Genomic DNA, 13073 nt, shown 5'->3' with positions numbered 1-13073 from the left:
CTGCATGGACTACGTACTCTCCCTTCTGGGGCCCTTGGCGGAAGGCGCGAAAGTGACCTTGACGCTGTTTTTCATCACGCTGGCGCTGGCGGTGCCGTTGGGGCTGGTGCTGGCCCTGGCTCGCATCTCAAAGTGGCCGCTGCTGAGCCGCGCGGTCAATGGCTATATCTGGCTGATGCGCGGCACGCCGTTGATGCTTCAGATGCTGTTCATCTACTTCGCGCTGCCGTTCGTGCCGGTGATCGGCATCCGGCTGCCGGATTTTCCGGCGGCGGTGGTGGCGTTTGCGCTGAACTATGCGGCGTATTTTGCCGAGATCTTCCGCGCCGGTATCCAGTCGGTGGATCGGGGGCAGTACGAGGGCAGCAAGGTGCTAGGCATGACGTACCTGCAGACCCTGCGCCGCATCGTGCTGCCGCAGATGGTGCAGCGCGTGTTGCCGCCCATGAGCAACGAGACCATTACGCTGGTCAAGGACACTTCGCTGATTTACGTGCTGGCGCTGAACGACATTCTGCGCACCGCGCGGGGCATCGTGCAGCGCGATTTCACGACCACGCCGTTCCTCGTCGCCGCTGCCTTCTATCTGTTGATGACGCTGCTCCTGACGTGGTTCTTCCAGCACATGGAAAAGCGCTATGCAAAATATGACCAATAATTCCCCGGCCGGGCTTAGCCAGCGTCCGGTCATGATCGAAGCCCGCAATATCGTCAAATCGTTCGGTTCCAATCGCGTGCTCGACAACGTGTCGCTGAACCTGGAGCAGGGCGAGGTCGTGGCGGTGATCGGCCCGTCGGGGTCTGGCAAGAGCACGTTTTTGCGCTGTTTGAATCATCTTGAGACCATCGACGAAGGCAGCATCCAGATCGAAGGCGAGACAATGGCTGCCTCCGTACCGGGCGGCCGCAGCCAGTACGCCAGCGACGGCGACGTGCGCCGCATCTGCCGCAAGATGGGCATGGTGTTTCAGTCGTTCAATCTGTTCCCGCACATGACGGTGCTGCAGAACATCATCGAAGCGCCCATTACCGTGAAGGGTATGTCGCGCGCGGAGATCGTGCCGAAGGCCGAAGAGCTGCTCCGCAAGGTGGGTCTGTCGAACAAGCGCGACAACTATCCGACGCGCCTGTCCGGCGGTCAGAAGCAGCGCGTGGCGATTGCGCGGGCGCTGGCGATGGAGCCGGACATCATGTTGTTCGACGAGCCGACGTCGGCGCTGGACCCGGAGCTGACCGGCGAAGTGCTGCGCACCATGAAGCAGCTGGCTGACGAGCGCATGACGATGCTGGTCGTGACGCATGAAATGGGGTTTGCCCGTGAAGTGGCGCACCGGGTCATTTTCATGGACGACGGCCGCATCGTCGAGGAAGCGCCGTCCGCCGAGTTCTTTGCCGCGCCTCAGCATGCGCGCAGCCGTGAGTTCCTGGCGCATATGCTCTGATCCGAGCCGCCGCCGCATACCGTGAAGCCCGCCTTGCCGCGGGCTTTTCTATATGATGCCTACCCATGCAATCCGCGCCGATTCCCTCGCAAGTTGTTTCTGACGCGCCGCCGTTGCTCAGGCTTCGAGGCCTGTACAGCGAGCGCCTGGCGCCAGTTAGCCTGGATCTGGCGGCGGGCGAGTGCGCGGCTGTGGTCGGCGCGTCGGGATCGGGCAAGTCGCTGCTGTTGCGGCAGATTGCGGATCTGGACCCCGGGCATGGTGAAGCGGAACTGGACGGGCGTCGCCGGTCGGCCATGCGGGGTTTCGAGTGGCGGCGTCTGGTGGTTTATTGCCAGGCCGAGGCCGGATGGTGGGATGACCATGTGTCCGCGCACTACGCTGACCGCGCTGGTGCTATCGCCATCATGGGGCGTCTGGGCTTGGCTGAGACCAAGTTGGACGCGTTGGTCCATGAGCTGTCCACGGGCGAGCGCCAGCGGATGGGCTTGGTGCGCGCGCTGATGCAGAGTCCACGCGTGCTGCTGCTGGATGAGCCGACCGCCGCGCTGGATCAGGAGGCGACAGCGTTAGTCGAGGCGGAACTGTCACGCGTCCTGGCTGCCGGCGCTGCCATTCTGCTGGTGACGCATAGCCCGGAACAGGCCGAGCGCCTGGCGCGCCGGCGTTGGCGGATGACGGAAGGCCACATGGAGCCGCTATGGACGTGATCAAGCTGCAGGCGCTGGATCTGGTGATCGCGTCGCTGCTGGTGCTGCTGAGCGCTGGTATTTCCTTCGCACTGCGGTTGAACCTGCAACGGCAGGTGCTCTGGGCGGCGGTGCGCACGGTAGTGCAATTGCTGTTGGTGGGTCAGATCCTGCGCATTGTGTTCGCCCATGCCGCGCCGTGGCTGACGGCGCTGGTGGTGGCGGTGATGATGGCGCTGGCCGCGCGCGAGGTCGCGGCCCGACCCAAGGCGCGTTTGACCGGGCATGGCAATGGTTGGGTCGGGACGTTGGCGGTGGTAAGCACCACGCTCGTCACTGCGATGTTCATTTTGAACACGGCCCTGCGCCCGGACCCTTGGTTTGATCCGCGGTACACGATTGCACTGGTTGGCATCGTGCTGGGCAGCGTCTTGAATGCGGCCAGTCTGGCATTGGACGGAATGCTGTCGGGCGTGCGCCGCGAAAGGCTGGGCATCGAAGCGCGCCTGGCGCTGGGCGCGACCGTGCATCAGGCGTTTTCGGCCTTGCTGCGCGAATCGGTTCGGCGTGGCATCGTGCCCAGCATCAACCAGATGTCGGCGGCCGGGATCATCACCTTGCCGGGCATCATGACCGGGCAGATCATTGCGGGCATGGATCCGGTGGACGCGGCCAAGTATCAGATCTTGTTGATGTTTCTGCTGTGCGGCGCGAGCGGCATGGCGGCGATGGGCGCGGCTTATGGGGCAATGCGCCGTCTGACGGATGAGCGGGGGAGGCTGCGGCTGGACAGGCTTGTGCCGGGGACGACTGCGAAGCGGTAGCGGGGGCAGAAAAAGATACCATGCTCCATATCGCAACCCGCCGCAAAAAAAAAACCGGCAGCCCTAACGGGACTGCCGGTTTTTACATGCCCGCCAGCCAGCTAACGCCAGCCAGCAAGGGCAGGGGGCTTAGCCGATCGAGGCCAGCACCTTGTTCAGCGTGGCGCTGGGGCGCATGGCCTGGCTGGCCTTGGCTTCGTTCGGCTGGTAGTAGCCGCCGATGTCCACGGGCTTGCCTTGGGCGGCCTTGAGCTCGTCCAGGATCTTGTTCTCGCCTTCGGAGAAAGCGATCGCGGCCGGGGCGAACTGGGCGGCCAGGGCGCGGTCTTCGGTCTGGGCGGCCAGGGCTTGGGCCCAGTACATCGCCAGGTAGAAGTGGCTGCCGCGGTTGTCCAGGCCACCGACCTTGCGCTCGGGCGACTTGTTTTCGTCCAGGAACTTGGCCGTGGCCTGATCCAGCGTCTTGGCCAGGATCTGGGCGGTCGGGTTCTTGTACGTGCGGCCCAGGTGGTCGAGGGACTCGGCCAGCGCCATGAATTCGCCCAGCGAATCCCAGCGCAGGAAGCCTTCTTCCAGGAACTGTTGCACGTGCTTGGGGGCCGAACCGCCCGCGCCCGTTTCAAACAGGCCGCCGCCGGCGACCAGCGGCACGATCGACAGCATCTTGGCGCTGGTGCCCAGTTCCATGATGGGGAACAGGTCGGTCAGGTAGTCGCGCAGCACGTTGCCGGTGACCGAGATGGTGTCCAGGCCTTCGCGGATGCGCTTGACCGAGAACTTGGTGGCTTCGACGGGGTCGAGGATGCGCAGGTCCAGGCCGCTGGTGTCGTGGTCCTTGAGGTACTGCTTGACCTTGGCGATGACCTGGGCGTCGTGGGCGCGCTTTTCGTCCAGCCAGAAGACGGCGGGCGTCTTGGTGGCGCGGGCGCGGGTGACGGCCAGCTTGACCCAGTCCTGGATCGCGGCGTCCTTGGTCTGGCACATGCGCCAGAGGTCGCCGGCTTCGACGGCCTGTTCCAGCAGCACGGCGCCAGCGGCGTCGGTGACACGCACGGTGCCGGCAGCCGGGATGACGAAGGTCTTGTTGTGCGAACCGTATTCTTCAGCAGCCTGGGCCATCAGGCCGACGTTGGGCACGCTGCCCATCGTGACCGGATTGAAGGCGCCGTTGCGCTTGCAGTCGTCGATGACGGCCTGGTAGACGCCGGCGTAGCTGCGGTCCGGGATGACGGCCTTGGTGTCCTGCAGCTTGCCTTCGGCGTTCCACATCTTGCCGGAGTCGCGGATCATGGCGGGCATGGATGCGTCGACGATGACGTCGCTGGGCACGTGCAGGTTGGTGATGCCCTTGTCGGAATTCACCATGGCCAGTTGCGGCAGCGTCTTGTAGGCGGCGTCGATGTCGGCGGTGATCGCGGCCTGCTGGTCAGCGGGCAGCGACTGGATCTTGGCGTACAGGTCGCCAATGCCGTTGTTGGGGTCGAAACCGGCCTGCTTGAGGGCGTCGGCGTGCTTGGCCAGAACGTCCTTGTAGAACACGGAGACCACGTGGCCGAAGATGACGGGGTCGGAGACCTTCATCATGGTGGCCTTCAGGTGGACCGAGAACAGCACGCCGTTGGCGCGCGCATCGTCGATCTGGGCCTGCAGGAAGGACTTGAGCTTGGCGGTCGACAGCACGGCGGCGTCGATGATCTCGCCGGCCTTGACCGGGGTCTTTTCCTTCAGGACGGTCTTGGTGCCGTCAGCGGCGGTCAGTTCGATCTTGACGTCGCCGGCATCGGCGATGAGGGCCGACTTTTCGGTGCCGTAGAAGTCGCCTTCGCTCATGTGGGCAACGTGCGACTTGGAGTCGGACGTCCAGGCGCCCATCTTGTGCGGGTGCTTGCGGGCGTAGTTCTTGACCGACAGCGGGGCGCGGCGGTCGGAGTTGCCTTCGCGCAGGACCGGGTTGACGGCGCTGCCCTTGACCTTGTCGTAGCGGGCCTTGACGTCGCGCTCGGTGTCGTTGGCGGGGGCGTCCGGGTAGTCCGGCAGCTTGTAGCCCTGGTCTTGCAGTTCCTTGATGGCCGCCTTCAGTTGGGGCATCGAGGCGCTGATGTTGGGCAGCTTGATGATGTTGGCTTCGGGCTTGACCGCGAGGGCGCCCAGCTCAGCCAGGGCGTCGGACAGCTTCTGGCTGTCGTCGAGGTAATCCGGGAACAGGGCGATGATGCGGCCTGCCAGCGAAATGTCGCGGGTCTCGACCGTGATGCCTGCGGGTTTGGCGAATGCCTGGACGATGGGCAGCAGCGAACGGGTTGCCAGTGCCGGAGCTTCGTCGGTGAGGGTATAGATAATCTTCGGAGTAAGAGACATGATCCTTGAATCTGTTCGGCTCAGGCGATTAACGCGCAAACCCGAACATGCTATGCGGCGTACGCCGGTAGATGTTGTCGAGAGTGGGTTCGTATGGCGGGACGCGCAGGCAAGCCGTCCCACCAACATGACTGCCGCCCGTCCTATTGTTTGGCTGGACCGGCCGGCCGATAAATGGGCCGTATCCGGGTCCGCCTTGGAAGGTGCGACCGCCACGAACCTTCCATTGTAATACCGTGCTACGCATTGCGCCGGGAAATGGTTCTGTTTCTTGATGGCGACGCAATATGCTTATGACAGTTTTTGGGGGACGCATCGGGCGGGGCGGGCGGAATTTGGCATCAAAGCGTCTGCAATCGCCGTTTGACAAAGGCGGGCGATAGGAGGAAAGTACGCCCCATGAATTTCCGCGCCGTCCGCATTTCGCTGATTATTACCATCATTCCTGGAATGGTGGGTTAGCGCGCGACCGCAACAGTCACAAGCCACCCGCCCCACGAGGCGGGTTTTTTGTGGCCGCCTCTGCCGGGCAAGCAACCCAAAGCAGAGAAACCATGTCCGATTCATCCTCCCACGCACCCTCGGCATTCCAGGCTGGCTCCGCCACGCCGATGGAGTACCTGCGGCAGATCCTGACCGCCCGGGTATACGACATTGCCCGTGAAACCGAGCTGGATCTGGCGCGTGGGCTATCCGCCCGGCTGGGCAACACCGTTCATTTCAAGCGCGAAGACAACCAGCCGGTGTTCTCGTTCAAGGTGCGCGGCGCCTACAACAAGATGCGCAACACGCCGCGCGCCGCGCTGGAGCGCGGAGTCATCACGGCGTCGGCGGGCAACCATGCGCAGGGCGTCGCGATTTCGGCGGCCAAGCTGGGCGTGCGGGCCATCATCGTCGTGCCGCAGACGGCGCCGCAGGTGAAGGTGGACGCGGTGCGCGCGCATGGCGGACCGACCGTGACGGTGGTGCAGGCCGGCGATTCGTACAACGACGCTTATGCGCATGCGCAGACGCTGGCGCAGGAACAGGGCCTGACGTTCGTGCCTGCGTTCGACGATCCCTACGTGATCGCGGGGCAGGGCACGGTGGGCATGGAGATTCTGCGCCAGCATCCCGAGCCGCTGCACGCGATTTTCGTGCCGATCGGCGGCGGCAGTCTGGCGGCGGGCGTGTCGACCTATGTAAAGGCGGTGCATCCCGGCGTGAAGGTCATCGGCGTGCAGACCGAGGATTCCTGCGCGATGGCGCAATCGCTGCGCGTGGGCGAGCGGGTCATCCTGGCCGATGTCGGCCTGTTTTCGGACGGGACGGCCGTCAAGCTGGTGGGCGAGGAAACCTTCCGTCTGTGCCGCGAATATTTGGACGAAGTGATCCTGGTGGACACGGACGCGGTCTGCGCGGCGATCAAGGATGTGTTTCTGGACACGCGCAGTGTGCTGGAACCCGCGGGTGCGTTGGCGGTGGCGGGGTTGAAGAAGTACGTGGAGCGCGAAGGCGCGCGCGGGCAGTCGCTGGTGGCGATTACGTCGGGCGCGAACATGAATTTTGACCGCATGCGCTTTGTGGCGGACCGCGCCGAAGTGGGCGAGGCGCGCGAGGCGGTGTTCGCGGTCACCATCCCCGAAGAGCGCGGCAGCTTCCGCCGGTTCTGCCGGGTGATCGGGCAGCGCAGCGTGACCGAGTTCAATTACCGCATTGCCGATGCGCGCACAGCCCGCATCTTCGTTAGCGTGCAGATTGCGCGGCGCGGTGAATCCGCCGAAATCCTGGCCGCGCTGCAGGCAGAAGGATTCTCGGCCTCCGACCTGACGAACAACGAGGTGTCAAAGCAGCACATCCGCTACATGGTTGGGGGACGTTCACCGCTGGCTGGTGGCGAGCGCCTTTTCCGCTTTGAGTTTCCGGAGCGGCCGGGCGCGCTGATGAAGTTCCTGTCGGCGATGGCGCCCAACTGGAACATCAGCCTGTTCCATTACCGCAATCAAGGCACTGACTTCAGCTCGGCGCTGGTGGGCATTCAGGCGCCGGTGGCCGATGATGCGGCGCTGGATGGGTTCTTGCGGCAGCTTGGGTATGCGCATGCCGAGGAAACGGATAACGAGGCTTATCGCCAGTTCCTGATTTGAATGTTCGGCTGGGCGTGCTGCCGGATGATCAATCGGTCTTCCAAGCGGGCGTCCAACCTGCTGTGTACTCGGGCGCTACTTTGGCGTGATCTGGGCGTTAACTGGATATACCGCCACCTTTGCAGCCCGGCTTGCGCGGTAATTCCACGCCCGGCTTCAAGCGCAGCGTCGCGCGGCCCTGCGTTTGGGTCAGTTCCAGTGCGCTTGCGCGCCACGCCGGCACGTCGTCGAACGCGACGGCCGGCGACGCGCTGGAAGCGGTCTTTGCGTCGGACCGTTCGAATTGCAGGGCCGGCAGGCCCACGCACGTGTCCTCGAAGTCCAGCCGCGCCAGCTCGCGGCCATCGCTCAGGCGGACCGCTCTAAACGCCAGCGGGGCGTCCACAAACTTGGTGACTTCGGGCACGTATTGCAGGTCGCCGTGCGCGTCTTTTATGCGGGCGGCCGGCTGCAGCACGATGACCTTTCTGCCCGGCGGGATAACCAGATAGGCCACGTCGCCGGCGATATCCAGCAGTTTTCCTGGGCCAAGGTTTTGCGCCTTCAGCGGCGCATGGCGGATCATCACGGTTTCGTTCCAGGCCGAGTCCACGCGCGTCCAGCCGGGCAGGCGGGCGTCCTCGAACCGCGTGCCGTGGATGCTGTCGCGGTCCGGCTTGTCGGAAAGCGGCAGGCGCTGCACACGTAGGGAGCCGTTGACGACCTGCAGATGCGCGAGCACGGTGCTGGCGCTGGAACTGGTAAAGAACGCCAGCACCGCATCGGTTTCCAGCATGGCGACCGGACCAGGGCAGAAGAACGCGCGAGCCTGCCGTGCATTGCTGCCAGGATAGAGCAGCGCGCCGACGTCGGTGCCGCACAAGGGCTTGCCTTGGAAGGTGATGGTGGTGGCGCGCGTGGTCTGGCGCTGACCGGTGTTCCAGTCGCTGCGGCTGCCGGTTTTCACGTCGACGACCAGGCCGTGATTGTCGTAGACGATGGCGGCGCCAGAGGGCGCGGCAAGCAGGCTGAGCAAAAATGCAAAGGCGCGGCGGCTCGTCACGGCGGACTCCCTGAATGGCACAAGGGATGACTATATACCGGTGCGCCTGCGCTGGTGTCTGGCTCCGATGATGAAGGCAGGCGCGCGTTCGCCCGGTGTCTGGACACCCGTGTGAGAGGGTCTTCACCCTGCAGAGCTGAGGCAAAAGGTGTCAGACACCTACGATGCGGATACAGCTGTCATAAACCTACGCTGATGGGCGATCAGCCAGCCCATCCACGTGGATCTGCGCCTGGCCCTGCGGGCAATGCTCTACGCGCGCCCGCACGCGGTATACGCGGCGCAGCGTATCGGGCGTCACCACATCGCCCGGCAGCCCCTCGGCGTCGATCGCGCCAGCGTGCAGCAGCAGCGCGTGGTCAGCGTGACGCAGCGCGATGTTCAAGTCGTGCAGCACCACCAACGTGATCAGGCGGTGCAGCCGCGTCTGGCGGCGCAGCACGTCCATGACGTGGAATTGATAGTTCAGATCCAACGCCGACAAGGGCTCATCAAGCAGCAGCAGGCGCGGACGCCGCACCAGCGCCTGCGCCAGCGACGCCAGCTGCTTCTGCCCGCCGGACAGTTCGTCCAGGTGGCGGCTGGCCAGTGGCGCGATGCCCAGTTCGGTGATGACCGCCATGGCGTCTTCCATCAGCGCATGACCAGGCTGTCCGTGCCGGCCGGATCGCGCCGCCACGAGCACGGATTCGAAGACGGTCATGTGCACGCCCTTCGGCAGGGCCTGCGGCATGTACATCGCGCATTCGGCGCGGCGGGCCGGGCTGGCGTTGGCCAGGTCATCGCCGTCCAGCCAGATCGCGCCTTGCATTACCGGGTGCAAACCGGCCAGCGTCTTGAGCAGCGTCGATTTCCCGCTGCCGTTCGGCCCCAGCAGCGCGGTGACGGCGCCTTCGGCCATGGGACCGGCACTGGCGTTGCGCAGCACCGGCCGCCCGCCATAGCCGGCGGACAGGGCCTGGATGCGTAGCTGCGTCATCGTCAGGGTTGCAGCACCAGCGTGCCGCGCATGTGCTGCGCGTGCGCGGGGAACGAGCAGTAGTAGGTGTACGACTGGCCCGCGCGCAGGCGGCTGACGGGGAAGGTGACGGTGGCCGTTTCGCCGCCGCCCAGCATGGGCGTCTTGGCAAGGATGCGGGCGTCGCCCGGCGCCAGGAAGTCGCTGCTGGCGCCGGCCTTGATGCCGTCGACCATCACGGCATCGATGTCTTCCGTCTTGGTCATCACCCAGTTGTGGCCCGCCTTTTCCTTGCTGTTCTTGCCCGTGTGGATCAGGCGCACGGTGAAGTCCTGGCAGGTCGCGGGCACGACGATGTGGTCGGGGCCGAACTGCTTGCCGGGACGGCCTTCGACGTCGATGGAGCAAGCGGGCGCGGCATGGGCGGTGCCGGCGATCGACAGGGCCGCGAGCGTCAGCGTCAGGCGGAATTTCATCGGGGTGTCTCCTTGTTGCGGTTGATGCCGTCAGGCGCGTTTGAGGGCGCGCACGACGATGGTGAGAAAGAAGGGAATGCCGACCAGCGAGGTCACGATGCCGACCGGGATGAGCGCGCCGGGCAGCACGGTCTTGGACGCCACGGACGCCAGCGACAGGATCAGCGCGCCGGCCAGCGCGCTGCCCGGCAGGTAGTAGCGGTGGTCTTCGCCCAAGAGCAGCCGGGCGATGTGCGGCGCGACCAGGCCGACGAAGCCGATCGTGCCGACGAACGACACGGCAAGCGCGGCCAGCGCGCTCACGCGCAGCAGGCTGACAAGCCGCAGCCGCTTGACGTCGATGCCGAAGCTGGCAGCGCGTTCCTCGCCCAGCCGGACGGCGGTGAGCTTCCACGCGTCGCGCATCGAAAACGGAATGGCAAGGACCAGCGCCGCCGCCATGACGCCGACGGTGGTCCAGTTGGCGCGCGCCAGGCTGCCCATCGTCCAGAAGACGATGCCTTGCAGGGCTTCCTCACTGGCGACGAATTGCAGCAGCATCACCAGCGCCTGGAACGAATACACCAGCGCGATGCCGAACAGCACCACGCCCAGCGTCGAGCCGCCACGCCAGCGCGCCACGCGTTCCAGCACCAGCACGGACAGCAGGGTGCAGGCGAAAGCCGATACGGAAACCGTCATGCCGGCCGGCAGCGCGGGCAGATGCCAGTCCAGCGTGATGGCAAGCGACGCGCCGAACGCCGCGGCGGCCGAGACGCCCAGGGTGTAGGGGCTGGCGAGCGGGTTGTCCAGCATGGTCTGCATCTCGGCGCCGCCCAGGCCCAGCGCCACGCCGACCAGCAACGCCATCAGCGCATAGGGCAAGCGGAATTGCCAGACGATGACGCGCGTGCCGGTGTCTGACACCTCGGGATGCAGCAGCGTGTGCAGCAGGTCGGGCAGGGACAGCGAAGCCGGTCCGCTGGCGATGTCGGCCAGCAGGCTGGCGACGATGGCCAGCACCAGCACGGCGGTCAGCAGCACGCGCTTGCGCACCGCGCGCCGGTAGGCGGCGATGGGATCGTCGGGAACAGACGCCGCGGGCGATGCGGCGGCGGGGGCGAATCCGGTCATGGCGGACTACTTTGCAGGTGCGGCCGGAGACGTCCAGAAGGCGCCCACGTTGTCCAGATCCAGGAACTGGCCGTACAGCGCGTCCAGCGTACCTTGCGGATCCAGCGCGGCGGCGCGTTCGGGATACAGCCATTTCGCCATCGCCTCGATGGCGGCAACGTTATAGGGCGAGTTGTAGAACGCGTGCCAGATGCCGTAGGCGCGATGCTGCTTGACGGCGTCCAGATCGCGGATGCCGTCGCGGTCCAGCAGCGTGGCCAGGCTGTCGGCGGATACCTTCGGATCGGCATCGGGACCGGCCAAGAGGCCCGGACGGCCGGGTTCGGAACGGCTGCCGGTGGCGATGTAGACATCCGGCTTGGCGTCGATGACGAACTCCAGGCTCACGTCGCCGATCGCGCCGGGCAGGACGGGCGCCGCGACGTTGACGCCGCCCGCGGCTTCCAGCAGGTCGCCGAAGCTGCCGTTGCCCGTGGTGTGGCAGCAGGCGGGCCACACGCCCGCCAGCATTTCCACGAAGACGCGCGGCCGCTGCGCGGGTGGCACCGGTTCCACGACCTTGCGCACGCGGGCCAGGTGGTCTTCATAGAAGGCGCTGTAGCTTTCCGCCTCGGCTTCGCGATCGAGGGCCTGGCCCAGGATGCGCATGCTGGGTACCGTGTTGCGCACGGGGTGCTGGCGGAAGTCGATGAAGACGATCGGGATGCCGGCTTCCTGCAACGCCGGGATCATCGGATTGTTGCGGCCCGGGCCGTGGCCGCTGACGCTGAAAATCGCCACGTCGGGCCGCAGCGAGACGATCTTTTCGGGGCTGACGCTGGCTTCCGACGTCTTGCCGATCAGGGGTACGTCGGCCGCCTTGGGGAAGCGTTTGACGAGCTGGTTCCAGGAGTAGGGATCCTGTTGCTTCAGCTCTCCCTGCCAGCCGACTACACGCGCCACGGGATCGTGCCGGTCCAGCAGCGCCATCGCAAAGGCGAAGCGGCCTTCGCCGAGCAGAATGCGTTTCGGGTGGTCGGGCACTGTCACGACGCGGCCGGCCAGGTCGGTGACCTCGCGGGCATGGGCGCCGGGCAGGGCGCAGAACAGGGCGGCGGCGGTCACGGCCGCACGGAAAAGGGCAATCGAACGCATGGCGAATCCTTCAGGGGCGTCAGCCGCGGGGTGCAGGTAACGCGAACCATTCTTATCGCCGGGCAGTGTCCGCCAACCCTCCTCAAGAATTCGTTAAGACGCGCAGCGGCTGTGGCAATGGCGCCGCAACGCCGCCGCGCTCCTGGCCGCGCCCCTACAATGTGAGATTGATTGTTATTCGCCGAGCGGTCCCGCCATGCGCGTTCTCGTCATCGAAGACGACCCCGACATTCTTGCCAACATCACCCATCACCTGACGCGGCGCGGCTATATCGTCGATTGCGCCGAAGACGGCCAGCGCGGCTATGCGATGGCGGCGTCGGGCGAGTTCGACCTGATCGTGCTGGACCTGATGCTGCCGCGGCTGGACGGCTACGAGTTGTGCCGCCGGCTGCGCACCGAGGCCGCGTGCAACACCCCCGTCATCATGGTCACGGCCCGCGATACGCTGGACAACCGGCTGACCGGCTTTGACGCGGGCGCCGACGATTACCTGGTCAAGCCCTTTGCGTTGGCCGAGCTGGCCGCGCGGGTCAAGGCGCTGCTGAATCGCGCCAGCGGGGCGGGTGCGGCCCGCGTGCTGCGCGTGGGCGACCTGACGCTGGACACCGGCACCTTGGCGCTGGCGCGCGCGGGCCAGCCGCTGCGCCTGCCGCCGTCTCCGCTGCAGTTGCTGACCCTGCTGATGCGCGCCAGTCCGTCGGTGGTGCATCGCGCCCGGCTGGAAGAGGCGTTGTGGCGCGACTCGCCGCCTGACAGCGATAGCCTGCGCACCCACATCCACCAGATCCGCCACGTGGTCGACAAGCCCTACGACACGCCGCTGCTGCACACGGTGCATGGCATCGGCTACCAGCTGCGGGCCGCGAACGATGGTTAACCAGGGCAAACGCGCGGCGCGGCGCGGGCTG

The 13073-nt window shown here is 65.8% G+C and carries 12 protein-coding genes; 6 read left to right on the top strand and 6 right to left on the bottom strand.

The genetic code is table 11. The features are described 5' to 3' along the window. The first annotated feature begins 4 nt into the window (after nt 1-4). The 4 genes from KW836_RS15970 to fetB all read left to right on the top strand — a co-directional run bounded on the left by KW836_RS15970 (nt 5) and on the right by fetB (nt 2955). On the top strand, nt 5-658 hold the full coding sequence (locus tag KW836_RS15970) for an amino acid ABC transporter permease (RefSeq protein ID WP_175121427.1): 654 nt from the start codon (nt 5-7) through the stop codon (nt 656-658). A gap of 31 nt (nt 659-689) precedes the next feature. After that, nucleotides 690-1442: an amino acid ABC transporter ATP-binding protein gene (locus KW836_RS15965; protein ID WP_175121977.1), complete on the top strand. Its 753-nt coding sequence runs from the start codon at nt 690-692 to the stop codon at nt 1440-1442. A gap of 65 nt (nt 1443-1507) precedes the next feature. Then, on the top strand, nt 1508-2152 hold the full coding sequence (locus KW836_RS15960; RefSeq protein WP_218343998.1) for an ATP-binding cassette domain-containing protein: 645 nt from the start codon (nt 1508-1510) through the stop codon (nt 2150-2152). Next, on the top strand, nt 2143-2955 hold the full coding sequence (gene fetB / locus KW836_RS15955) for an iron export ABC transporter permease subunit FetB (protein WP_218343997.1): 813 nt from the start codon (nt 2143-2145) through the stop codon (nt 2953-2955). The genes KW836_RS15960 and fetB overlap by 10 nt, the downstream gene beginning before the upstream one ends. A gap of 129 nt (nt 2956-3084) precedes the next feature. On the opposite strand, the gene KW836_RS15950 is transcribed toward fetB, so the two are convergent. After that, nucleotides 3085-5313, bottom strand: a complete 2229-nt coding sequence (locus KW836_RS15950) for an NADP-dependent isocitrate dehydrogenase (RefSeq protein WP_175136433.1) — start codon at nt 5311-5313, stop codon at nt 3085-3087. Between the two features lie 554 nt (nt 5314-5867). Between KW836_RS15950 and ilvA the strand changes: the two genes are divergently transcribed. Continuing rightward, nucleotides 5868-7439, top strand: a complete 1572-nt coding sequence (gene ilvA, locus KW836_RS15945; RefSeq protein WP_175136434.1) for a threonine ammonia-lyase, biosynthetic — start codon at nt 5868-5870, stop codon at nt 7437-7439. A gap of 97 nt (nt 7440-7536) precedes the next feature. Here the strand turns inward: ilvA and KW836_RS15940 are convergent, their stop codons facing one another. The 5 genes from KW836_RS15940 to KW836_RS15920 form a co-directional block, all read right to left on the bottom strand. Continuing rightward, entirely contained in the window at nt 7537-8481 is a 945-nt protein-coding gene (locus KW836_RS15940; RefSeq protein ID WP_218343996.1) for a hypothetical protein, read from the bottom strand. A 187-nt stretch (nt 8482-8668) separates the two neighbouring features. Then, nucleotides 8669-9460 carry an ABC transporter ATP-binding protein gene (locus tag KW836_RS15935; protein ID WP_218343995.1) on the bottom strand — a complete coding sequence of 264 codons (792 nt, stop codon included), beginning with the start codon at nt 9458-9460 and terminating at the stop codon, nt 8669-8671. Nucleotides 9461-9462: 2 nt separating this feature from the next. Next, nucleotides 9463-9915: an azurin gene (gene azu / locus KW836_RS15930; protein ID WP_218343994.1), complete on the bottom strand. Its 453-nt coding sequence runs from the start codon at nt 9913-9915 to the stop codon at nt 9463-9465. A 30-nt stretch (nt 9916-9945) separates the two neighbouring features. Continuing rightward, nucleotides 9946-11028, bottom strand: a complete 1083-nt coding sequence (locus KW836_RS15925; protein WP_218343993.1) for an iron ABC transporter permease — start codon at nt 11026-11028, stop codon at nt 9946-9948. 6 nt (nt 11029-11034) lie between these two features. Further along, entirely contained in the window at nt 11035-12162 is a 1128-nt protein-coding gene (locus tag KW836_RS15920) for an ABC transporter substrate-binding protein (protein ID WP_218343991.1), read from the bottom strand. Nucleotides 12163-12358: 196 nt separating this feature from the next. On the opposite strand from KW836_RS15920, the gene KW836_RS15915 reads away from it, so the two are divergent. Next, on the top strand, nt 12359-13042 hold the full coding sequence (locus KW836_RS15915; RefSeq protein WP_218343989.1) for a response regulator transcription factor: 684 nt from the start codon (nt 12359-12361) through the stop codon (nt 13040-13042). The last annotated feature ends 31 nt before the right edge of the window (nt 13043-13073 follow it).

Source organism: Achromobacter sp. ACM05 (assembly GCF_019218915.1).
GTDB lineage: Bacteria > Pseudomonadota > Gammaproteobacteria > Burkholderiales > Burkholderiaceae_B > Achromobacter > Achromobacter animicus.
Note: the sequence above shows the minus strand (reverse complement) of the source record. Positions and strands in the feature narration are given on the sequence as shown.

Coding starts and splice junctions, on each gene's coding strand:
- KW836_RS15915 (WP_218343989.1), top strand. CDS start 12,359: ATGCGCGTTCTCGTCATCGAAGACGACCCCGACATTCTTGCCAACATC.
- KW836_RS15920 (WP_218343991.1), bottom strand. CDS start 12,162: ATGCGTTCGATTGCCCTTTTCCGTGCGGCCGTGACCGCCGCCGCCCTG.
- KW836_RS15950 (WP_175136433.1), bottom strand. CDS start 5,313: ATGTCTCTTACTCCGAAGATTATCTATACCCTCACCGACGAAGCTCCG.
- fetB (WP_218343997.1), top strand. CDS start 2,143: ATGGACGTGATCAAGCTGCAGGCGCTGGATCTGGTGATCGCGTCGCTG.
- KW836_RS15935 (WP_218343995.1), bottom strand. CDS start 9,460: ATGACGCAGCTACGCATCCAGGCCCTGTCCGCCGGCTATGGCGGGCGG.
- KW836_RS15965 (WP_175121977.1), top strand. CDS start 690: ATGATCGAAGCCCGCAATATCGTCAAATCGTTCGGTTCCAATCGCGTG.
- ilvA (WP_175136434.1), top strand. CDS start 5,868: ATGTCCGATTCATCCTCCCACGCACCCTCGGCATTCCAGGCTGGCTCC.
- azu (WP_218343994.1), bottom strand. CDS start 9,915: ATGAAATTCCGCCTGACGCTGACGCTCGCGGCCCTGTCGATCGCCGGC.
- KW836_RS15925 (WP_218343993.1), bottom strand. CDS start 11,028: ATGACCGGATTCGCCCCCGCCGCCGCATCGCCCGCGGCGTCTGTTCCC.
- KW836_RS15970 (WP_175121427.1), top strand. CDS start 5: ATGGACTACGTACTCTCCCTTCTGGGGCCCTTGGCGGAAGGCGCGAAA.
- KW836_RS15960 (WP_218343998.1), top strand. CDS start 1,508: ATGCAATCCGCGCCGATTCCCTCGCAAGTTGTTTCTGACGCGCCGCCG.